Origin of the sequence: Cytobacillus sp., assembly GCF_964223445.1 — a bacterium.
Taxonomy (GTDB): Bacteria; Bacillota; Bacilli; order Bacillales; family Cytobacillaceae; genus Cytobacillus.
Map to the genome: position 1 here is coordinate 56243 of NZ_CAXQGS010000049.1, position 20262 is coordinate 76504.

25 protein-coding genes are annotated in these 20262 nt (G+C 37.4%); 18 read left to right on the top strand and 7 right to left on the bottom strand.

Features of this window, described 5'->3' with window-relative positions:
- Positions 1-48 precede the first annotated feature (48 nt).
- The 8 genes from ACEQ1T_RS08045 (at position 49) to ACEQ1T_RS08080 (ending at position 4816) form a co-directional block, all read left to right on the top strand.
- Entirely contained in the window at positions 49-210 is a 162-nt protein-coding gene (locus ACEQ1T_RS08045; RefSeq protein ID WP_370222373.1) for a hypothetical protein, read from the top strand.
- A gap of 37 nt (positions 211-247) precedes the next feature.
- Positions 248-691: an ArsI/CadI family heavy metal resistance metalloenzyme gene (locus ACEQ1T_RS08050; protein ID WP_370222375.1), complete on the top strand. Its 444-nt coding sequence runs from the start codon at positions 248-250 to the stop codon at positions 689-691.
- 156 nt (positions 692-847) lie between these two features.
- Positions 848-1267, top strand: a complete 420-nt coding sequence (locus ACEQ1T_RS08055; protein WP_370222377.1) for a VOC family protein — start codon at positions 848-850, stop codon at positions 1265-1267.
- Between the two features lie 176 nt (positions 1268-1443).
- Complete coding sequence (locus tag ACEQ1T_RS08060) at positions 1444-1941, top strand: DinB family protein (protein ID WP_370222379.1); 498 nt, start codon at positions 1444-1446, stop codon at positions 1939-1941.
- 631 nt (positions 1942-2572) lie between these two features.
- Positions 2573-3112, top strand: a complete 540-nt coding sequence (locus ACEQ1T_RS08065) for a hypothetical protein (protein ID WP_370222381.1) — start codon at positions 2573-2575, stop codon at positions 3110-3112.
- Between the two features lie 506 nt (positions 3113-3618).
- Positions 3619-3825, top strand: coding sequence for a helix-turn-helix transcriptional regulator (locus ACEQ1T_RS08070; RefSeq protein WP_206844237.1), 207 nt, complete (start codon positions 3619-3621; stop codon positions 3823-3825).
- A gap of 2 nt (positions 3826-3827) precedes the next feature.
- On the top strand, positions 3828-4256 hold the full coding sequence (locus tag ACEQ1T_RS08075; RefSeq protein ID WP_206844240.1) for a hypothetical protein: 429 nt from the start codon (positions 3828-3830) through the stop codon (positions 4254-4256).
- A 17-nt stretch (positions 4257-4273) separates the two neighbouring features.
- A complete protein-coding gene (locus ACEQ1T_RS08080) occupies positions 4274-4816 on the top strand; it encodes a small multi-drug export protein (protein ID WP_244671285.1) in 543 nt (180 codons plus the stop codon).
- A gap of 465 nt (positions 4817-5281) precedes the next feature.
- On the opposite strand, the gene ACEQ1T_RS08085 is transcribed toward ACEQ1T_RS08080, so the two are convergent.
- The gene (locus ACEQ1T_RS08085; RefSeq protein ID WP_370222383.1) at positions 5282-5797 is read right to left on the bottom strand and encodes a cupin domain-containing protein; all 516 of its coding nucleotides are present in this window, start codon (positions 5795-5797) and stop codon (positions 5282-5284) included.
- 94 nt (positions 5798-5891) lie between these two features.
- Positions 5892-6308, bottom strand: coding sequence for a hypothetical protein (locus ACEQ1T_RS08090; RefSeq protein ID WP_206844246.1), 417 nt, complete (start codon positions 6306-6308; stop codon positions 5892-5894).
- 417 nt (positions 6309-6725) lie between these two features.
- On the opposite strand from ACEQ1T_RS08090, the gene ACEQ1T_RS08095 reads away from it, so the two are divergent.
- Together ACEQ1T_RS08095 and ACEQ1T_RS08100 are read left to right on the top strand one after the other, a co-directional pair.
- Complete coding sequence (locus ACEQ1T_RS08095) at positions 6726-7148, top strand: VOC family protein (protein ID WP_370222385.1); 423 nt, start codon at positions 6726-6728, stop codon at positions 7146-7148.
- A gap of 172 nt (positions 7149-7320) precedes the next feature.
- Positions 7321-7779 (top strand): SRPBCC family protein, encoded by a 459-nt coding sequence (locus tag ACEQ1T_RS08100; protein WP_370222387.1) that lies wholly within the window; start codon positions 7321-7323, stop codon positions 7777-7779.
- 165 nt (positions 7780-7944) lie between these two features.
- Here ACEQ1T_RS08100 and ACEQ1T_RS08105 read toward each other — a convergent pair whose 3' ends face one another.
- From ACEQ1T_RS08105 to ACEQ1T_RS08115, 3 genes are all read right to left on the bottom strand, one after another.
- Positions 7945-9048, bottom strand: coding sequence for a GerAB/ArcD/ProY family transporter (locus ACEQ1T_RS08105; RefSeq protein ID WP_206844558.1), 1104 nt, complete (start codon positions 9046-9048; stop codon positions 7945-7947).
- A 593-nt stretch (positions 9049-9641) separates the two neighbouring features.
- On the bottom strand, positions 9642-10550 hold the full coding sequence (locus tag ACEQ1T_RS08110) for a DMT family transporter (RefSeq protein WP_370222389.1): 909 nt from the start codon (positions 10548-10550) through the stop codon (positions 9642-9644).
- Positions 10551-11629: 1079 nt separating this feature from the next.
- The gene (locus ACEQ1T_RS08115; RefSeq protein ID WP_370222391.1) at positions 11630-11983 is read right to left on the bottom strand and encodes a DoxX family protein; all 354 of its coding nucleotides are present in this window, start codon (positions 11981-11983) and stop codon (positions 11630-11632) included.
- Between the two features lie 112 nt (positions 11984-12095).
- Here ACEQ1T_RS08115 and ACEQ1T_RS08120 point away from each other — a divergent pair, with 112 nt between their 5' ends.
- The 6 genes from ACEQ1T_RS08120 (at position 12096) to ACEQ1T_RS08145 (ending at position 16295) form a co-directional block, all read left to right on the top strand.
- Complete coding sequence (locus tag ACEQ1T_RS08120) at positions 12096-12803, top strand: Crp/Fnr family transcriptional regulator (protein WP_370222393.1); 708 nt, start codon at positions 12096-12098, stop codon at positions 12801-12803.
- 188 nt (positions 12804-12991) lie between these two features.
- Complete coding sequence (locus ACEQ1T_RS08125) at positions 12992-13228, top strand: DUF896 domain-containing protein (RefSeq protein WP_370222395.1); 237 nt, start codon at positions 12992-12994, stop codon at positions 13226-13228.
- Between the two features lie 188 nt (positions 13229-13416).
- Positions 13417-13815 carry a DoxX family protein gene (locus ACEQ1T_RS08130; protein WP_370222396.1) on the top strand — a complete coding sequence of 133 codons (399 nt, stop codon included), beginning with the start codon at positions 13417-13419 and terminating at the stop codon, positions 13813-13815.
- A 152-nt stretch (positions 13816-13967) separates the two neighbouring features.
- A complete protein-coding gene (locus ACEQ1T_RS08135; protein ID WP_206844269.1) occupies positions 13968-14906 on the top strand; it encodes a ring-cleaving dioxygenase in 939 nt (312 codons plus the stop codon).
- Positions 14907-14930: 24 nt separating this feature from the next.
- On the top strand, positions 14931-15329 hold the full coding sequence (locus ACEQ1T_RS08140; RefSeq protein WP_370222397.1) for a flavin reductase family protein: 399 nt from the start codon (positions 14931-14933) through the stop codon (positions 15327-15329).
- 30 nt (positions 15330-15359) lie between these two features.
- A complete protein-coding gene (locus ACEQ1T_RS08145) occupies positions 15360-16295 on the top strand; it encodes a ring-cleaving dioxygenase (protein WP_370222398.1) in 936 nt (311 codons plus the stop codon).
- Positions 16296-16607: 312 nt separating this feature from the next.
- On the opposite strand, the gene ACEQ1T_RS08150 is transcribed toward ACEQ1T_RS08145, so the two are convergent.
- Both ACEQ1T_RS08150 and ACEQ1T_RS08155 read right to left on the bottom strand, forming a co-directional pair.
- On the bottom strand, positions 16608-17606 hold the full coding sequence (locus tag ACEQ1T_RS08150; protein ID WP_370222400.1) for an NADP-dependent oxidoreductase: 999 nt from the start codon (positions 17604-17606) through the stop codon (positions 16608-16610).
- Positions 17607-17636: 30 nt separating this feature from the next.
- The gene (locus ACEQ1T_RS08155) at positions 17637-17972 is read right to left on the bottom strand and encodes an ArsR/SmtB family transcription factor (protein WP_370222401.1); all 336 of its coding nucleotides are present in this window, start codon (positions 17970-17972) and stop codon (positions 17637-17639) included.
- A 256-nt stretch (positions 17973-18228) separates the two neighbouring features.
- Here ACEQ1T_RS08155 and ACEQ1T_RS08160 point away from each other — a divergent pair, with 256 nt between their 5' ends.
- Both ACEQ1T_RS08160 and ACEQ1T_RS08165 read left to right on the top strand, forming a co-directional pair.
- The gene (locus tag ACEQ1T_RS08160; protein WP_370222402.1) at positions 18229-19473 is read left to right on the top strand and encodes a helix-turn-helix domain-containing protein; all 1245 of its coding nucleotides are present in this window, start codon (positions 18229-18231) and stop codon (positions 19471-19473) included.
- A gap of 135 nt (positions 19474-19608) precedes the next feature.
- The gene (locus ACEQ1T_RS08165; protein ID WP_370222403.1) at positions 19609-20091 is read left to right on the top strand and encodes a nucleoside deaminase; all 483 of its coding nucleotides are present in this window, start codon (positions 19609-19611) and stop codon (positions 20089-20091) included.
- The last annotated feature ends 171 nt before the right edge of the window (positions 20092-20262 follow it).

Consider the following 20262-nt stretch of genomic DNA (forward strand, 5'->3'; position numbering starts at 1 on the left):
CAAAAAAAATTGATTTATAGTCAAAACTAAATAAGGGAGCTGTTAAAAATGAAAATTATTAACAAGTTTACTGGCAAACCTTCAAAGTCATCTGGCTGTGATAATGAAATCAAGGAGGCAACGACACAGGAAGACTACTGCTGCGGCACTTCCAATTTACAGCCTTCCTGCTGCGGCACATCTGATGAACAACAGTCCTCTTGCTGCTAATATAAAAAAATCATAAGGACCTAAAGGAGGGATTAGTATGAAGGTACATGTAGGAATTAATGTAATGGACTTAAATCAATCAATTGAATTCTACTCAAAGGTATTTAATACTGAACCAGTGAAATTAAAAGAAGATTATGCAAAGTTTTTATTGGAAGATCCAGGTCTTAATTTCACCTTAAATTTAAAGGATGAGGTTTCAGGAAACCAGGTGGGGCATTTTGGTTTTCAGGTCGAGAATCGGGAAGAAGTTTTCCTGCACAAAGAACGATTAGAGAAACTCGGTTTCTTTGCCCGTGAAGAAATGGATGTTACTTGCTGCTATGCAACGCAGGATAAATTTTGGGTGACGGATCCTGACGGAAACGAATGGGAATTTTTCTATACTAAAGCTGATGTGGAGTCAATGAAGACTGATTCATCCTGCTGCACACCCCAACCAGTCAAAATTGAAATTAATAACTCTTCGTGCTGTTCATAATGGCAGCCCTGGGTTTCTTTCTTATTTAACGATTGAGAAGTTAGCTGAATAACAGTTGCATAAATCAGTATAAAATCCTTACTTAATGCAGGAAGTAAGGGTTTTTTGTTGAATGATTAAATTTAGAATATTTCGGAATTTGGGAGGAGATAAAAAATGGGCGAGAAATTATTAAGAGTTGGTACAACATATATACCAGTAACCAATGTAGACCTTTCTTCTGATTGGTATGTAAATAAATTAGGAGCAGAGTTAAGCTACAAAGATCAAGATAAAGCAATTTTAAACTTTGCTAATCAAAGCATTTTTCTTGTGAAGTCTAATGAAAATCAAAGCTCTAATTTCTTCGATATTTACGGAAATGAGCGTTTTTCGTTAACATTCGAAGTAAATGGATTAAATGCATTAGAAGCAATTCATAAAGACTTTAAGCAAATTGAAATTAGAGTTGGAGAGATTGAGGATAGAGGACACACAGGAAGAAATTTTGTTTTTTATGATTTAGATGGTAATAAATTTGATGTATGGAGTGAGCTTAGTCCAATCTTCAAAGAAAAATATCTCATTTCCAAATAGATAATTTTATGAGGAGGCAATGTTTTAATAAAGCATCGTCCGTTAACTGTTCTATAACGGAAAAGTTTGTGAGTTGATGATCCAATGTACCCAATAGAGGAATTTATACTATAGTCAAATTATTTCTTGTCTTTTAACTTTGACAGATTACACTAAACAGTGAGGAGATTGGTTGTATGCAGGTTGTAACCAAAATGTTTTTAGAACAGCTCGACATGCATTGCCATGAGAATGATTGGTTTGCATCCATGGATCAGGCACTTCATGGAGTCATCGCAGCTGAGGCAGCATGGACAAGTTCGGGAATCAGCAATTCGATTTGGCAGATTGTCAACCACTTGATATTTTGGAATGAAGACGTAATCCATCGAATTAAGGGAACTGAGAATCCGCATAAGGCAGAAGACAATGAAGAAACCTTTGGAAATCCGGGGGATCCAGAAGACGAAATTGGGTGGGCCCAGACAGTGGAGCGTCTTAATGAAGTTATGAATAAATTAAAGACGGTCATTGCAGACCTCGACGATGAAAAGTTAAAAGCTCCCTATGCAGCTAACAGGTACTCTATTGAGCGTTTACTCAGCAATATCATGATGCACGATACGTATCATCTCGGTCAAATTGTTCTCTTGCGAAAGCTGCAATCCTCTTGGGGTGGCGTTGATTGGTCCTAAAGCACCATAATTCAGTGACTTCCACGCCCAGCCGCAGAAGCAGTATTGACGGTGTGAAGCCCTTTTCATTCTCTATGGTGAAGCGGGTGTTTTCCTGCTTATGGATGGCAGAACGGGTGTGTTAGTCAAATAAATTTGAACGTATTTGCAGAGCGATCTTTCGCATGTTTCATTGTTCAACAGTCGGGCGCTTTTCTTAAATAAGAAGGCGTCTTTTTGCATGTACGAGGGTGTAAAAAATGATTGTGAAATCCTGTACTTAAAGTAATTGCTTTTGTTGAATAAGAATACGTCCCCTGACAGCCAAAATAAAGGAGTTGGTAAGAACCAACGCTGGATATGCTCAGGAAACATTGATCCTCGCATTAACACGTTATCTGGCAGGCCATGCCCCAACTGCTAGAGAAATTTAACGCTTTTATAAACCTGTTTTAAATGTGTCTAATCTCTTGGTATATAAGGGGTTAGGCACTTTTTTCTATATCATAATTAACGTTAAGAACCTAAGGGGAGTGGAAAAATCGTCATGACTTTTATCCAACAAACTTGCCATATTGTTGAATAACATTTTTAAAGAAAAGTTTTTTATTTAAAAGAGTCTTATCGTAAAATATGAAAGGGAGGTGAAAAAGTGAAGATAAGAAAACGGCTACTTGGGTATGTAATTGATTTATTTCTTTCAATCATTATCCCTATAATTCTTTCAATCCTAACTTTTATTATTGCAGCAATCATCTCTTTACTCTTTTTGCCTTTCGTTGCAAGTGACGGAGATACATGGAATCCATTGCTGACTCGAATAATGAATGGCATACTGCTGTTGGGTGTTTTGGTGTTTATGATCACATCACTAGGATCTAATTTCCAAATGACCTTACCATGGGGCTACAGATTTAACGGTTTAATAGTAAAAAATAGCAATAAATTTAAATTGTTTATATGGTGCTTTATAAGAAACGGAATAGCAGGTCTATTTATATTCTTATTTGCTTATCATATAGCAAATGACATGGACTACAAGAACCTCTATTTACCTATTTTTATTTACATAATCTATCTATGTATGGATGGGATCATGTTCCTTCTTTCAAAAGGAAAGAGAACCTTTACCGATAGTTGGACCGGCACAGAAGTGATAGAAGCATCGAAGGCAGTAAAAGAAATAGCATAAGAATAGGATCGTTAATTTATTGTTTAATTACCAATAGGTGAGAAGCAAAAATAATCCCTTATCACATGTCGAACATCTTTAATCAGTTTGCTGCCTATATTTAGATAAGCCTCAATAAATAATTGATGAAAACATGTACCGACAGTTGCAAGTTGGCGAAGTCATCGAATTAAAAACCTTATATTCCACAGAAACTTTAAACACAATCATGAGCAAGAGGGCTTCCATTACAAATTTGGAGGTTCTTTTTTTTTGCTTTTCATGGATCATTTCGTTTGGTTAAAGGAGATTAATGAAAATGTTGTCGAGAATCCACGAAGCCAATAGCATCGAAAATCACATTTAAGTCCTCAATTTTTTGAGAATCTATCATAACCACAGGCTTTGGATTATGAGCAACTAAGTTAAATGGTATGAATTCTTGGCAAAATGACAAATATTCTTGACCTAATGTTAAGTATTCTTTACAATGAAGAAGCAGGAAACGGTAATAGGGGATGTTAAATATGCTGAGAAATAAAGTGAAGGAATTAAGAGCGAGGCATAATTTTACTCAATCTGATTTAGGTAAATTGGTTGGAGCCACTCGCCAAACCATTGGCATGATTGAAAAAGGTGACTATGCTCCGTCTGTGCTGTTAGCATTGAAAATTGCTAAAGCATTACGTGTCAATTTAGAGGAAGTGTTTTGGATAGAAGGAGAGGATGAGTGAACATGGAAAGGTTTTTGCGTTCACCTTTTACAATGAGTGTGTTTCTTATTGGGCTTGCGGTAATTTATTCGGTGAGTATCGTATTGGAGCAGCGGAATGACATGACGACTATTATTTTTATTGCTTATGCTATTTTTGTCATCATCTATTTCGGAACAATGGTTTGTTTTAACCGTAAATACCCAGACCGGAAGATTCGTATTCTTACCTTCATCCCTTATGAGCTCAAAGAAGAAGATGAAGGGCATCAATATATTACGTATCGGGCTTGTCGAAAAGTATATATTTACTACTACTTTGCCATTCCGGCAGCCATTGTTGCGGTTGCCCTGTTTAGAGAAGTCGAGTTGCTCCCTGTCATCGCTTTGACTGTACTTGGCATTGGGCAGTATTTTATTTTTTGGTCGGAAGTAAAAAAACTATATGAATAAAGGGGAGGATGAAGGATATGCTTTTATCGTATCTATTTGTATTTCTTCTGGCAGCGATTCCGTTATTTGAACTTGTTGCTGTGATTCCATTGGCTATCATCGGAGGTCTATCTCCAGTACTGACAGCGATATTTGCCTTTTTAGGGAATGCTCTGACAGTGGTTCTGCTAATTGTTTTTGTGGATCAAGTGAAGAAATGGATGAGAAAGCGAAAACAAAAAAAACGTATGCAAGATATTATGCATGTGGAAGAAGTTGCGGCGACGCAAGCTGAAGCTGCAGGTATGGAAGAGTCGAAAAAAGGCAAACGCGCACGGGCACTTTTTGATAAGTATGGCTTACCTGGCTTAGCTATTATTGGCCCTTTTTTCGTTGGATCTCATATTTCCGCTTTTATGGGAATGAGCTTTGGTTCGACAAGAAAGAGGGTAACCGGCTGGATGCTGACCAGTTTATTCCTTTGGACAGTAATTATGGCTGTAGCCTCAAGTTATGGAATCACCTTTTTTATGCCTCATGCTGAAGAAAATGGTTTTTTAATCCGCCTATTCAGCAACTAACATTTCGTTAGAGACTTTTAAGATCCTTTATACTAATTCAGTAAGCGGGCGCTTTTCCTGAGTATAGAAAGCGTCCTTTTTCTTTAGTAAGTGTTCTCTTGGTTCGGAAAATATGCTCATATAATTCGGACAAATTCAGTCATTCTGCATGGTAAGGTGAGAAAGTTTTATAAGAAACTTCTTGAAATAGAGCTCGGTCAAAAGAGCCATTTGCCCTTTTAAAGTTTGAAGAGAAGCAAATTTAAATTCCTATAAGCAATGCAGGATTTGAATATCCTTAGAAATGATTTAAACGAGGATAACGAAAAAGATCTCAAATAAGAAAACTAAAAATAGGGGAGATACCCCTCTTTTTTTATGTAAATATGGTGATTTTCGAGAATAATTGGTGAGCTTGTCTTGATAAGGATGGGAAGCATGGCCGATTAAGACAAGCAGCAGTAAACCGGAAGAAAACAAATTTCTCTATTCAGGAATCTTTTCATATGCTAATTTTAAAATAATTTCCTTATATTGAGGGTATTTGGATATAAGGTCTGCTTGTGTGAACAGTTCAAAATCCTGAAAATCAAAGCCTGGAGAAACCATGCAGCCTACTAGTGAGAATGTATCTGCCTCCATAACAGACGAACCAAAGATTGAATTTTTCGGCACTAAAGCTTGAGGTACTTCTCCATTATCAAGGTTTATTCCTAATTTAATTTCTTCATATTCACCATTTTCATTGATGATGTGTATGGTTAATGGACTTCCAGCGTGAAAATACCATAATTCATCTGATTTCAATCGATGAAAGTGGGACACATCGTTGGACGTTAATAAAAAATAAATGCTTGTATAGAGATTACGTGTTCCCACAAAATTCACAGATAATTCTTGATCAGAAGTACATTCCTCTGATTGAAACGTTCTTTTATAATATCCTCCTTCTGGATGAGGAGTTAATCCAAGCTTTGAAACCCAATAATGCTCATTCTTCATTTTAAATGCTCCAATCCCTGCATAAATAAATACCAAAAAAGTTCCTTAAGTTTGCTTAACTGAAGGAAGACTCCTATTTTTTAAATTCCTTAACTTATTTTTCCTTAGAAAAGTCATTATAATTTTTGAACTTAGAAGGCCACTTTTTCTTCTTTAAGTACTTTTCATTAAGTACTAAAATCTTCCCGCTTTCAGCGGGTATGTATTTTTTATACACAGATTTATATTTTTCGAATGCCAAGTGCCCTAAAATATAAATTGGTAAGATAATGAATATGAGAATTACCAATTGCCGTAACCAATTGAATTTATCTCCAATGATATAAATCGTCAATACAGCATGTGCTGCAAAAGAAACCATTAAGGTGAGAAGCACATTACATATATGAAAAGGGATCATTTTATTTTTTTCCCGGAACATTCGCTCTAGTTCATTTTTGATAAAAAGTGTAGTAAATACTGATATTACAATGACAAAAAGGGAAACAAAATAGGTAAGAACAGTGTACATGTTTTCCGCCCACGCTCCTTCAATTACACTAGAAGAAAAAGCTGATCATCAATTATACTTACTATCATTATCATGGTCATCAAACTGCTTTTTATGGGAGCCTCAAAAACAGTAAATGTCTGAGATTAAAGGATTAAGACGCTTAGAGTCTAATTCTTTCTTTGGTTCAAAAAATTTTTATCTTCATTGTAGCACAAAAAATGATAAAGGTTTTGGTTGAATTAGGAAAAGTAAAACGTGTAGATTTATTCAGTTTTCGCTTAGTAAATGTTTTTGATTGGCCTTATTTGAAACAAAACTTTGTAAATATACGTTGCTAAATAATTATAATTATCAGAATTTTAGTGTGATTCACGAGCTTGTTGGTTATAATAATATTTGGAGTGCATATCCAATAAAATTAGAGGAGCTGAAGTCATGCAATTTATACCTTATTTACAGCTGAACGGAAATGCAAGAGAAGCGATTGAATTTTACGAAAAGGTATTTGGTGCCGAAAATTTAGGAGTGATCACTTTTGGTGAAATGCCTGCTGACCCGAATTTTCCTTTACCAGAGGATGCAAAGGACCTTGTAGCACACGGTACGATAAGGGTTGGAGAGTCAGCTATTATGTTTTCAGATACATTCCCAGGTCAGCCAGCTCAAGAGGGAAACCTGGTGACCATTTGTATTACGTTTGACCATGCAGACAAAGCGCGACAAGTTTCTGAAGCCTTACAGGATGGCGGACAAGTTCTAATGCCGATATCCGAAACAAGTTTTAGTCCTGCTTACGGGGTCATTAAAGATAAATTTGATGTAACCTTTCAAATTTATACTAAAGGACATCAAGGTTAGTACATACGGTATAGGAGAAAAACGGCTTTGAGAAAATGTCAAGGCCGTTTTTTTATGACTCGTTTATCTCATGTCAACATATCAACATTACCCCTATTTAAGATTTCTTGTAAATTGAGATTTGATTGGGTAAACTTTTTTATATTTGAACAATTGGAAAGGAGTATACATAATGACGAACCTAAAAGAAGTATCCATTTCAAAAGTAGAAATGCTTATCAGAAAACCTGTTAAGGAGGTATTCGATGCTTTTATTGACCCTTCGATTACTACTAAATTCTGGTTTACCAAAAGCAGCGGAAGATTAGAAACGGGAAAACGACTCCGCTGGGATTGGGAGATGTATGGAGTTTCTGCTGAACTTGACGTAATAGAATTGGAACAAAACAATAGAATTCTCATCAAATTTGATGATGATACTACGGTGGAGTGGATTTTTACACCCCGGACGGAAGGAACTTTTGTCACCATTATTAACGCAGGTTTTAAAGGAAATCCAGATGAAATAATTAATCAAGTGATAGATTCAACTGGCGGCTTTACGATTGTTCTGTGTGGTTTAAAAGCACTTCTTGAGCATAACATCATTTTGAATCTTGTTTCGGATAAATTTCCTGACGCACAAGTATAAAGTTAAGAATATCTATTGTTATTTCGAAATAACTAAATATATTTGCAAAAGTAAGGTGCTTAAGCGAATACAAATATATTCAGCGATTTATTATGCTTGCCGGTTAAAGCCAAAAGAAAATACATCCGGCAAGCAGCAGAACCATACATATTAAGATAAGCCTTTTCATTTCTTTTTTACCTTCTTTTTTACCCTCTTGGCAATCATGATGGCGGCAAAGAGCAAGGGGATATAAATGAATGTAAAGGCAAACCCTGCTTTCCCAAAATATTCATTAAGCTGACTAATCTCTTCGCGCGTATTAATAAAGTTAATCAATAATAATAAAGCACCCACTATAAAAAAAACTCCGATTTTTTGTCTAATATTAAAGATTCTTTTGATAAGTCTCGAACAAATCCAAATGGCAATACACACATTCGGAAGCATAATTAAGTTCCAGTTTGCAATTCCGATATATTCGAAACGTTCCACAAAAGGCATTTCAACAATTTTCCACATGGTCAAAGTGGGCCAGACCTGTTTAGCAAGCAGATCTTCTGAATAATAGGCAAACGTAATGACTGCTAAAATCGTATATATCAAGGTAGTGGTGAAAACAGCAAGGTGAGCCCACTTTTTGGATTTCTTTGGTTCTTTTATAAAAGGATAAAAGAACGGAATAATCTCAAAACCGATGAAGGTAAGCGACATATTGTAGGAACCGATGAGAAGTTCCTTAACTGAATGATCCCAAATAGGGAGGAGATTATAGAAATTTGAGAACTTAATGGCCCAGCCAAATGTCAGAAGGAGATAAGCCGGCAATACAAGGCCGAAAAAGGCCGTACCGACTACCGTTCTGAATCCTCCAAAAATGATATAAGTACAAAGAATCATGAATCCAAAGGAGAACCAGAATGTGCTAAGCTCCGGAAACATCCAGACTTGAATGACCTCGATAAATGTTCGTACTATAGCTAAGACGTACAAAAAAAAGTAGCCTATGAAAAGGAAGCTGATTGCCTTGCCGATCAAATTGCCTGTAAGGTACTTATGGGCTGTCACAAAATCTCCATCAACCGTTTCGGAAATTTTATAAATCATCCAAATGATGACATGTATGCATCCCCCGGCAAGCAGGATGGAAATCCAGGCATCATAGCCTGCATCCTTTGCGATGACTCTCTGATAGCCAAGAACCCCAATGCCAATTTGCATGGACATAATTAAATAAAAAACTAGAAATGGGGATATCTTCAATCTGTCTGGTATTGGCTGCTCCTGTATCTGATTCACCTCCGTTTCACGGTTAGTAACTGGCTGCTGTAAAACTGGGTTCCTGCTCCCGCGTTATTCAATTCCTTTGTCTCTTGTGTTTTTTTCTTGCTAAAGGGGATAGGATTTTTAGTTTACAAAAAGAGCGGCCTCTTGGATTGCATTTGTAATGGAAGCCTGTTAAATACATCTTTCATATCTGTGGATATAGATGCTTAAGTTCTGGCTCAATCGTCAGCATGAAGTAACCATTTAAAACTTTTTGTTTGATTAATGAAGGGTTATCACAAATCTGCACATCTACAGCAGGTACAAGCTGTTTAATGTCCGCGATTCTTGGAATTCGTCCTTCCAGAAGATATGAGAGAATACCATCTGGATCATATTTTCATCAATTAAAGTGGCTAATAAGGTAAGCCCAAAGTGCACATTTGTTTATCTTCGGCATTACGCTTATTGTCGCCGGTTTTTGGAAAATTTATGAATGGAGGCAATAAAAAAAAGAAAGGTTTGAAGGAATAGGGGACCCCTAGGTCGTCTAGCCTAGGATTTTCTAAAGATAAAACCAAGGCAGTACCAACAAGACTTCTTGCTGGTGCTGCCCATCACGAAGCGGATTTGGTTTGTATAGACAGGGATTCTATTTTATCTTTTGGTTTTAAATTGCCGGCTGCTATCCCAATTAATATGATGACAACTCCCAGCCATTGTGAAAAACTTACAAATTCAGCTAAGATAAGGGCAGATAATGTTACAGCTACTGGAAGCTCCGAAGCAGTTAAGATCGTGCCAAGTCCGGGTCCGATATGGGGCATTCCAATTGAAAATAAAAGTGGCGGTAAAGCAACACCAAACAAGCCGAGTAATAAGCCATACGGTGCTACCCCCATTAAGACAGGCAAATCAAATAGGAACATTGGCGGATATACTAAAAGTACGACAATTAATCCACCGGTAGATAAAAAAGCACTTTTCAGGACAGGGGGAGTATCTTTTCCGACAGAACTGCTGAGAAATATAAAAGTAGTAAACGTCAAAGCCGAAAGCAGTCCCCAGGCAGACCCTTGAAAAGATAGAGCAGCTTCACTCTTTGTAATTAAGCCGGCAGCTAGGATCGAGCCGATAATCAGAATACCAATGGAGGTAATTTTCCCTTTCGATGGTTTTTTCTTATTAAAGACCCACTCGAAAAGCGTACCAATCCATACAAATTGAAATAAAAAAATGATTGCTAGTGAAGCGTTTAGCGTCTGCAGCGCTTGATAATAAAACACACCAGTCAAACCAAACGGAATTCCGGATAATAGTAGTTTGAGAATTTGATTTAAAGTTGTTTTTCCCTTTTTTGTAAACAGAACCAGCACCCAGGTAAGGAATGCCCCAAATAGATATTGGCCACCAGTTACCTCTGTCACCGAATAACCTGCTGCATAAGCAAGCTTAACAAATGTAGACAACGCCCCATAGCAGCATCCACCTAAAAAAATCATTAGTGCATATTGCCAAGTTTTCATTTATTTTACCCCTTTCTTCACATAAAAAAGCCACACAATTGTCAGATGACAGTTGTGTGGCGAAAATAGAGCTTACTCTAGAAAAATCCACGTCCTAAATAGGTTTTATTATTCAAGTCATATAGAAGTATAAGATTAACAATACCAATTGTCAACGAACTATTCTTGTATTCTATTAACGAGGAGCCTTCTAAAAAATTGCCAATACAGGCTGCATTAGAGAATACGCCGTATTGCTTGTGTATTCTTAGAAATTCATAGTTATTTACCTGCAGGGAAATAATTTAAAGGGTGGTAATATTAATTCAAAAGGATATATTTGGACAGCGCTAGGGGGTTTTTATTGAGGGAGCTAGGATGAATGCAATATTGAAATTTGCTCTTATTAATAACTATTTGATAAGGCTTCTATATGATAGGTCACAGTGACTTCCGAAAGACTAATTTTAACATACCATAAAGGACTCCCAATACTAGTGGTAACGGTAAAAACCATAATAGAAATTTATCTATAAACGGACTCAATGCCAATAAAGCATTCACAGTAATCACTCCTAATGTAATAATGGTTACAGTTTTCCCATATAGTTAATTTTAATTAAAATTGTCTGTGTTCCTGAGGGTAGTTTCAACTTACTAATTAGTTAGTAAGATAATCTCACTGAACTAACTTGTATATAGACAAGTGGTGATTTATCTTTACCTCAATCCTTTCCGGAGTGAATTTACAGAAGATAACCTTTGCAGAAATAAACACATGGTGCCGAAAATGCAGCAAAAGCTTGAGTTGAACCGCAAGAATGTAACCGCTACTAAAAAGTAGCCTAAGACCGATCAGCAGTTTTGGCGGAGTTTCTATGCCTCTGCTTATAGGGTTATAAAAGAACATTAGGATTATCCCCACAAATTCCTTTTAAAGGTTTATGACCCCCGTCTAGAATTAGAAGGGGACAGCGGTGTTTGGAGTTTTATAAGAATGGATTTTTGGGATAGCAGGCTTCCCGGAATGGTAACGGTATGTGCTAAGTTCTCAAGTCTTCAAACTGGATACCGGACAATGTAAACTGGGTTATTTTTGACTACTTATTAATTTGAAAAAAGGTAATTACAATAGCTAAAATGAGCATGGTTAAGGCATTTAATGCCATTATGGGTCTATGTCTGGCTCGAAAGAAGTGAGCGTGCAGGGCACCTAGCATAAGCATAGTAATGAGGGATCCTGAAAGCAAGATAAATTCAGGAAGCCAAAATCCAATGATCAATCCGCCTGCGCTCAATATTTCCAGGAATGCAATAAATTGCATGAACCATAGGGGGTAGCGATATTCTCCCCAGTGCTTAACCATTGACTTGGTACGTGCTGCTTTCATTGAAACGGATATGGCGAAAATAAAAATTAAAATAATTTGAATGATCATAGTTACAACATCCACACAGTTTCCTCCTTTTGTATAATAGACGTAGCTGCTATATATACATTCTAGGCTTGTAAGTTTAGTGAGTATGTAGTCTGGACTACATTCGGCAGAATTTGGGGAGGGCCATATGGATAAAATTAAGTATTTATCGAGAATACAGATTTTTGAGGATTTGGACTTGGAGGAATTAAAGAAATATGAACCGGCCACACCTATGAAAGTTGTGGAGAAAGGTACCGTTTTTTGTTCTCCTCATATGGATCAAAAGTTATTGTATTTAATCAAATCGGGTCAAGTTCGTTTGTATAGATTAACTGAAAGCGGCAAAGAGCTTACAGTTGATGTTTTAGAAACGGGGCATGTGTTTGGAGAGATTGGTACTTTTACAACCGGTTCTGAAAATTTATATGCTGAGGCATGGGAGGATTCTGTTATTTGCAGAATAGATAGAGTTCAGTTTGAAAAAATAATACGTGAAAATCCAAGTATTTCTTTAAAGCTTCTTGAAATAATCTCCAGCCGTCTAAAGGAAGTCGAAGAGTTACTGGAGTATATGGCATATAGCAGTACAAGAAAACGGCTTTTATTCCTGCTAAATAAACTTACAGAGAAGTTTGGGGATAGATTGTCAAGCGGCAGTGCGGAAGAATGGGTTGCACTTAATATTTACATAACTCATCAAGAATTAGCATCGATGATGGGCAGTATCCGTGAAACAGTGACAGCACTTTTAAATGAATTTAATGCAGAAGGAATTGTGCGCAAATCAGGAAGGCGGGGAACCATGGAAGTTCATAGTGTTCGCCTAAAATGTGCATTAAAAGAGGAGGGATAAAAACCAGCACTCATTGAAGAGTGCGTTAGATTAAATTAAAAAACACGCAAAATATCGCAAAGATGATAAATTTCCATCTGAATAATCAAGAGAAGAGTGTTGACATATTTAATAAAATATATTATCTTTAATTCAAGATATTTGATTTAGAGATATATTCCGATTATTACTTGAAAGGAGTAAGTCTTATGCATGAGATTCTAAAAAGAATAAATGAACTCGCAGCAAAAAGAAAGAAGGAAGGCTTAACACAAATTGAAAATGCAGAAATAATCAATTTGCGCAGTCAATATATTCAAGAATTTCGCGGATCAATGGACGAGCTGCTATTAAACACAACCATCGTTGATCCAATAGGAGATGATGTAACTCCAGAAAAATTAAAGAGAGCCCAGGCAAGACATAAAGTAAAGCCCATATGGTAAATCATATATTATCCAGAAAGCGCGCAGCAGTTACTAAGGGAACCACAAAAAACATTAATTTAAGGTAAGATTATAAAATGCAGAGAAACTGAGGCATTAGTTCAATTTCTCGATAAGATAAGAAAAAGCAAAAAAATTTTAAAATATTATCTCGAATTCGAGATAATAAAAATTAGGAGGAAATAAAAATGATGGACTTAGGTTTATTAATTATTAGGCTTGTAATTGGCGTATTATTCATTGGTCACGGAGCTCAAAAATTGTTTGGATGGTTTGGGGGTCATGGATTAAAGGGAACCGGAGGCTGGTTTGAATCCATTGGGATGAAGCCGGGAGTAATGATGGCTCTTTTTGCAGGATTAGCAGAACTTATAGGGGGAATCTTGTTTGCATTAGGATTTTTAACTCCTCTTGCAGCACTAATGATTGCAGGAACTATGATCATGGCTATCGTTAAGGTGCATGGTCCAAATGGTTTATGGGCAACATCTAATGGATATGAATATAACTTAACGTTACTCTCTGTTGCCATTGGCCTCGCATTAATTGGCCCTGGCCGATATGCATTGGATTTCTTTTTATTCTAAACTATCCCGAATTAGAAATACCTCAAATAAAGCTTTCGAAAATTTTTGTTCCTTTCCAGCTTGTATATAAATTGATTAACTGAATTGATAGCAGGGCATGTCCTAATTACAGAATATAATTAAAATCCAAGTTTAAAAGGAGTGTGGAAGATATGGGTAAAAAAACAATGGGGATTCATCATATAACTGCAATTGTTGGCCATCCTCAGGAGAATGTAGATTTTTATGCTGGAGTGTTAGGATTGCGTTTAGTCAAGCAAACGGTCAATTTTGATGATCCAGGCACCTATCACCTTTACTTTGGAAATGAGGGAGGCAAGCCAGGAACAATCATTACTTTCTTTCCTTGGGCAGGTGCCCGTCAAGGGGTAATTGGCGATGGCCAGGTTGGAGTCACTTCGTATGTCGTTCCGGCAGGTGCCATGAAGTTTTGGGAAGAAAGGCTTGAAAAATTCAAGGTGCCTTTTACTAAAATGGAACGGTTCGGAGAGCGATATTTGGAATTTGATGATCCTCATGGACTTCATTTGGAGATTGTTGAAAGAGAAGAAGGGGAACTAAATTCCTGGACTTACGGGGAGGTTACCCCTGAAGCAGCTATAAAAGGCTTCGGTGGAGCAACTCTCTTATCAGCTCAGCCAGAGAAGACGGCTGAGCTGCTGGAAAACATTATGGGACTTGAAGTTTTAGGTCAGGAAGGAGATTTTATCCGATATCGTTCTTCTGCTGATATTGGAAACATCATCGATCTTAAATTAACTCCAATTGGACGGGGGCGAATGGGTGTGGGAACCGTCCATCATATTGCCTGGAGGGCTATTGACGATCAGGACCAATTAGATTGGCAAAAATATGTTGCCGATAATGGATATGGGGTTACACCAGTTCGGGATCGAAACTACTTTAATGCGATCTATTTTAGGGAGCATGGGGAAATATTATTTGAGATTGCTACTGATCCTCCGGGGTTTGCCCGTGATGAATCCCAGGAGACAATGGGCGGGAAATTAATGCTGCCTGAACAATATGAGCCGCAACGGGATAAGATAGAAAGTGTTCTGCTTCCGTTTACAGTCAGGGAATTGGATTAAATTTAAAAGAGGTGATGACCCGCTATGCTTTCAATTGACCCAGCGGACAATAGAGAAAGAGAAAATTATAAATTTTTAATAGGAAGCATCATACCAAGGCCTATTGCTTTTGTAACCACTATATCAAATGAAGGCGTGTTGAATGGGGCGCCATTCAGTTATTTCAATATCGTAACATCAAATCCCCCAATGATTTCCTTGGCGATTCAAAGAAATGCAGGAACACAGAAGGATACGGCCAGAAATATTATCAGCACAAAGGAATTTGTTGTTCATATTGTCGATGAGGAGAATGTAGAAACAATAAATAAGACAGCAGCAGCTCTTCCTCCTGATCCAAGAGGACTCGCTGCAGTGAGCCGTTTGGCGGGCATTAATTATGCAAAGGTTGGCGAGATGTTTTCCATCGAGAGACCAAAGTAGAATTAAGTCACTCTTAAAGAAGTGGAGGGAATGATTTTGCAAATCACTTCAGGTATCCATCATATTACGGCAATGGTTAACGATGCCCAGCGAAATATCGACTTTTATGCAGGGGTACTGGGACTTAGGCTGGTAAAGAAAACGATTAATTTTGACCGGCCGGAAGTCTATCATCTGTATTTCGGAAATGAAAATGGTGATCCTGGGACGGTTATGACCTTCTTCCCGTGGGAGAAGCAGCTAAAAGGACGGATTGGAACGGGCCAGGTCGGGGTGACCAGTTATGTGATCCCTGAACATTCAGTTGAATTTTGGAAAAAACGGCTGAGTAAATTTGGCGTTAAGTTTATACAAACGGTTCGCTACGGTGAAACCTACCTGCAATTCCAGGATCCGGACGGCCTTGAAATCGAATTGGTAGAGCGGTCTGAGGGACCTTTGAACACATGGGCTTTGAAAGACGTTCATCCAGAGGCTGCCATTAAAGGATTTGGAGGAGCAACCCTGATTTCTGCAAAGCCAAATAAAACGGCTGAAGTACTTGAGAATGTATTAGGGCTTGAAGGCATCGGCCAAGAAGAAGGGTTCTTAAGATTTAAATCAGAAGCCGAACTTGGAAATACGATCGATATAAAACTTACCCCTTCTGTTCGCGGGCTGATGGGTGCAGGTACAGTTCATCATATTGCCTGGAGAGCGAAAGATGAAAAGGATCATATGAGGTGGAGAAACCTTCTTCAGGAGAAGGGCTATTATCCAACTGAAATTCTCGACCGCAATTACTTCAAAGCACTTTACTTTCATGAAGAAGGCGGCATTTTGTTCGAGATCGCGACAGACCCTCCAGGATTTACGGTTGACGAACCACTAAAGGAGCTCGGCAGCAGGCTTATGCTGCCTTCCTGGCTGGAATCGAAGAGGGAGGAATTGGAAGAGGCCTTACCTGCTTTAGAGGTCCCTGTATAAAAGGCTGAAAATATTTCAAAAAGGGAAATGCCAATCAGTAAAAAAAGCTAATCCGCGTTAATCGATTAGCTTTTTTAGTGTATTATTGGCAGCTCTTTTTTTCTTGGAATTACCAGCAAATAGTTTATCAATCTATTTCAATAACAACTTTTAAGCTAGATCCTGGAAAGTCGTTTTGTTTTTTTAAAGTGAAAATATCCAGTGTAAGAGCTTATTTACACAAGCAATAATAGCCTGTGCCAATAAGCTTTTACACTATCATTATAAAGAAAAAAGGAAAAGTTAGGATATATTTTTGGCTTCGTTTGCCAACTATCTGATTTTTACTATTATTTTTCCTTTCGCCCTTCCTGACTCCGCATATTCCATCGCTTTTTGAGCATCTTCAAAAGGAAAGACTCTATCAATTATAGGTTTAATTTTACCATTCTCGATATGGTTTGCGATTTTACGTAATTGCTCTCCACTTGGCTTCATAAACAAAAACGTATATTCAACATTATGTTTTTTTTCAAGCGCAGTAAGTTTATGACTTGCTGCTGAAAACAACAGCGTTTTAAAAAAACCGGAACCATATTCTTTACCAAAACGGGCATTCGGTAATCCTGAAACGGAAACAATTTTTCCTCCGCTCTTTATCACTTCGAATGATTTTTCGAGTATCTCGCCCCCAAGTGTATCAAAGACGGCATCATAGTTTTTCAATATCTTTTCAAACTTTTCTGTCTTGTAATTTATTATTTCATCTGCACCAAGAGATTTCACTAAATCTGCACCAGCAGCACTTGCAGTCGTTGCAACAGTGGCGCCCATTAATTTGGCCAGTTGAATAGCAAATGTACCTACACCACCAGCGCCAGCTTGAATTAAAATCTTTTGTCCCCTTTGTAATTGCAAAATGTCTGTCAGTGCCTGATAGGAGGTTAACCCAACCAGCGGGATCGATGCTGCTTCTTCAAAGCTTAAATTTTTTGGCTTTAAGGCGATGTCATCTTCATGAATAGCGATATATTCAGCAAAAGTACCGATTTTACTCTTACGTGGTCGTGCATAAATTTCGTCACCAGCTTTAAAACGAGTCACTTTTGCGCCAACCTTTGCAATGACACCAGAAAAGTCATTCCCTAAGATAAGTGGCATTTTATATTTTATTAACATTTTCACTTTCCCATCGCGTATCTTAAAATCAACAGGATTGATGCTTGCTGCATGAATTTCTGCGAGTACCTCATATTCACCAATTTCAGGTGCGGGTATTTCTGCCAAACGCATTGGAGCCTTCCCATACGTGTCAATGACCATTGCTCTCATAGCCTATACCTCCAAATAAATTCCATCAATTCAATAAAAGTTCTTCATGAACTTATCAATATCCAACACAAGCGTTCTTAACAAACCTAATTCTGTACGTACATTAATATAATAAAAGTTTTTTGTCCCTTCCTTACGCATTAAAATAACACCTGCGTCTCGTAAAACCTTAAGATGATGGGACACAGCTGGTCGAGAAAGATGTGTTTGTTCTGTTATTTCACCCACACGTAATCCTGTTTGACAATCCGTCCCCATTAGAACTAACAAGATCGATTGACGTGTTTCATCACCAATTGCCATTAGTACCTTTTGACAGTTAATAAAATCCTCTTTGATCATATTTAGCTGGTCCTGTTTATTCATTAGAGTAAAATACCTCCATTAATCGGTTTAATGGTTTAAGTTGATAAACCATATTGCTGAATACAACAATAAACTATTGTTTTGTTAGGTGCAATATTGAGAAAGCAAATCGAGACGAATACTTGATTGATTTTTCAGTCTCTCTACTTTTTTTATAAGAATTATAAGGATCTTAATAACCATCTTTCTTCATCCTCTTATAAACTATTCCATCCTTTATGTTCGTTATTTATACTATCAGTAGGGGGGAGAAAAAATGATCGAAGGGAAATTTCTAAAATACTACAGAGAAAAACAAGGATACACACAGGAACAGCTTTCAAGAGGGGTTTGTTCTGTCACTCATTTAAGTAAAATTGAGCGAGGCATAACAGAATATTCTGGGGAAATTATTACACTTCTTTCTAAAAAATTAAACAAAAATTTTCAAGACGAAGTAAGGGATTTCAATAGGTTTAAAGAAACATTAGAAGAATGGAAAAATGCTATTGTTATGTTAGATACCGAAAACATGAAAGTAAAAAAAGCAGAACTTGACGCTAATCTATTAAAGGATTTTCCCGACTTTCAAGTACACTACTCACTGCTTTTAGCCCGTCATTATCTCATTCTTTATGAAAATGAAAAATGTCATAAAGTGATGCAAAAGATCAAGAAACTGGACATCAGCCTTTCACCTTATGAGAGCAATCTATATAAACATGTCCAGGGAATCTGTTATTTTAGTATCGGAAACTACAAGGATTCAATTGAAGTCCTAAAGAAAATTGATTCCAGTTATTCGAGCGAAGAATATTACTACCACCTGGCTATTTCCTATCATGCAGTTCATGACAACACTTTAGCTTACTATTATGCTCAAAAAGCTTTGCGCTATTTTCAAGAAACATTAAATTTCACACGCATACTCGATACAGAGTCGCTTATTATCCTTCAATTAAACGCCAAATCGCAATTTAGCCTAAAAGAGACCCGCAGCTATTATGATAAATTAATCCAATCTGCAAAAAAGATTCAATCTGCAGATAGGTTAACTAAACTCTATTTTAATCTTGGACAAGAGCTGTTTAGAAGAAAACATTTCCGAGAGGCAAAAGAGTATTTTGATAAAGGGTTGACCTTACTGAAAGAAGAAGATTTCTTATATCTAACCATGTTAGATTTATACATAGACATTTGTTATAAGGGAAACTTAAAATCGAAAGAAGACCTATTATCCGATGCAAAAAAAGGTTTGCACCTCGCCCAAAAACGAAACGACCAAAGTTATTTATTTTTTCATCTGCATGTTTTATTACTGAACGGGGAGGAAGATTCCTATTATGGCTATGTTGAAAATAAGGTGCTTCCATATTTCATTCAGTCCGGAAACGAGGATCTAATCCAGCACTTTGAAGTTAAGCTTTTTCGGTATTATATCAAATCAGAGCAAAACGAAAAGGCATGGGCTCTCGCTAAAAAGAAAATGCTTGCTGAGATGAGCTATTATGAAATGGATTAGTGTCGTGTACTTTTAAATGGAATAAGGACTAATGCCCCCCTCACAAATATGACGGGTGCTCTTCTTTTCCATTCAGGAGCATATATTCACATTAAAAAACTGGAGAGTTGCGCTGCATACAAGGAGGATTCAATCATGTTAAATGAAACAGACTTGAAGCATTTACGACGCTGTATTGAACTTGCAAGGATTGCTCTGGAAAAGGGCGACGAGCCATTTGGCTCCGTCCTTGTCTCAGCCAGCGGTGAGGTTCTTGCAGAAGACCACAACCATGTTGCAAATGGTGACCATACCCAACATCCGGAATTTGCGCTGGCGCGTTGGGCAGCCGAGAACATGTCAGCTGAAGAAAAAAGCAAGGCGACAGTATATACCTCAGGCGAACATTGCCCTATGTGTGCTGCGGCCCATGGATGGGTTGGATTAGGTCGGATCGTTTTTGCAAGTTCCTCTGTACAGCTAGGTCAATGGCTGGAAGAGATGGGGGTTGCTGCATCGCGCGTTCGCAGCCTTCGGATCCACGAAGTCATTCGTGATACTACAATTGACGGTCCTGTTCCTGAGCTCGCGGAACAAGTTCGCCAGCTTCATCATCAGTTTTACAAAGTGAAACGGTGATCACGGTATTCAGGTTTTTGTAAAAGACCCAGATGGATATATGTGGGAATAAATGGCTTTGTTCAACCAGAATCATGTGCAGAATTCTCAATTATAGATATGAAAGAAACAGGCACTTACCTTGAACAGGAAGTGCTCTTTTTTAATTTTTAGATCAGCATTATTGTAATG

What these genes read in the sequence shown, in the direction of transcription:
- ACEQ1T_RS08045 (WP_370222373.1), top strand. Translation starts at nt 49, where the DNA reads ATGAAAATTATTAACAAGTTTACTGGCAAACCTTCAAAGTCATCTGGC.
- ACEQ1T_RS08050 (WP_370222375.1), top strand. Translation starts at nt 248, where the DNA reads ATGAAGGTACATGTAGGAATTAATGTAATGGACTTAAATCAATCAATT.
- ACEQ1T_RS08055 (WP_370222377.1), top strand. Translation starts at nt 848, where the DNA reads ATGGGCGAGAAATTATTAAGAGTTGGTACAACATATATACCAGTAACC.
- ACEQ1T_RS08060 (WP_370222379.1), top strand. Translation starts at nt 1,444, where the DNA reads ATGCAGGTTGTAACCAAAATGTTTTTAGAACAGCTCGACATGCATTGC.
- ACEQ1T_RS08070 (WP_206844237.1), top strand. Translation starts at nt 3,619, where the DNA reads ATGCTGAGAAATAAAGTGAAGGAATTAAGAGCGAGGCATAATTTTACT.
- ACEQ1T_RS08075 (WP_206844240.1), top strand. Translation starts at nt 3,828, where the DNA reads ATGGAAAGGTTTTTGCGTTCACCTTTTACAATGAGTGTGTTTCTTATT.
- ACEQ1T_RS08080 (WP_244671285.1), top strand. Translation starts at nt 4,274, where the DNA reads ATGCTTTTATCGTATCTATTTGTATTTCTTCTGGCAGCGATTCCGTTA.
- ACEQ1T_RS08085 (WP_370222383.1), bottom strand. Translation starts at nt 5,797, where the DNA reads ATGAAGAATGAGCATTATTGGGTTTCAAAGCTTGGATTAACTCCTCAT.
- ACEQ1T_RS08090 (WP_206844246.1), bottom strand. Translation starts at nt 6,308, where the DNA reads ATGTACACTGTTCTTACCTATTTTGTTTCCCTTTTTGTCATTGTAATA.
- ACEQ1T_RS08095 (WP_370222385.1), top strand. Translation starts at nt 6,726, where the DNA reads ATGCAATTTATACCTTATTTACAGCTGAACGGAAATGCAAGAGAAGCG.
- ACEQ1T_RS08100 (WP_370222387.1), top strand. Translation starts at nt 7,321, where the DNA reads ATGACGAACCTAAAAGAAGTATCCATTTCAAAAGTAGAAATGCTTATC.
- ACEQ1T_RS08110 (WP_370222389.1), bottom strand. Translation starts at nt 10,550, where the DNA reads ATGAAAACTTGGCAATATGCACTAATGATTTTTTTAGGTGGATGCTGC.
- ACEQ1T_RS08120 (WP_370222393.1), top strand. Translation starts at nt 12,096, where the DNA reads ATGGATAAAATTAAGTATTTATCGAGAATACAGATTTTTGAGGATTTG.
- ACEQ1T_RS08125 (WP_370222395.1), top strand. Translation starts at nt 12,992, where the DNA reads ATGCATGAGATTCTAAAAAGAATAAATGAACTCGCAGCAAAAAGAAAG.
- ACEQ1T_RS08130 (WP_370222396.1), top strand. Translation starts at nt 13,417, where the DNA reads ATGATGGACTTAGGTTTATTAATTATTAGGCTTGTAATTGGCGTATTA.
- ACEQ1T_RS08135 (WP_206844269.1), top strand. Translation starts at nt 13,968, where the DNA reads ATGGGTAAAAAAACAATGGGGATTCATCATATAACTGCAATTGTTGGC.
- ACEQ1T_RS08140 (WP_370222397.1), top strand. Translation starts at nt 14,931, where the DNA reads ATGCTTTCAATTGACCCAGCGGACAATAGAGAAAGAGAAAATTATAAA.
- ACEQ1T_RS08145 (WP_370222398.1), top strand. Translation starts at nt 15,360, where the DNA reads ATGATTTTGCAAATCACTTCAGGTATCCATCATATTACGGCAATGGTT.
- ACEQ1T_RS08150 (WP_370222400.1), bottom strand. Translation starts at nt 17,606, where the DNA reads ATGAGAGCAATGGTCATTGACACGTATGGGAAGGCTCCAATGCGTTTG.
- ACEQ1T_RS08155 (WP_370222401.1), bottom strand. Translation starts at nt 17,972, where the DNA reads ATGAATAAACAGGACCAGCTAAATATGATCAAAGAGGATTTTATTAAC.
- ACEQ1T_RS08160 (WP_370222402.1), top strand. Translation starts at nt 18,229, where the DNA reads ATGATCGAAGGGAAATTTCTAAAATACTACAGAGAAAAACAAGGATAC.
- ACEQ1T_RS08165 (WP_370222403.1), top strand. Translation starts at nt 19,609, where the DNA reads ATGTTAAATGAAACAGACTTGAAGCATTTACGACGCTGTATTGAACTT.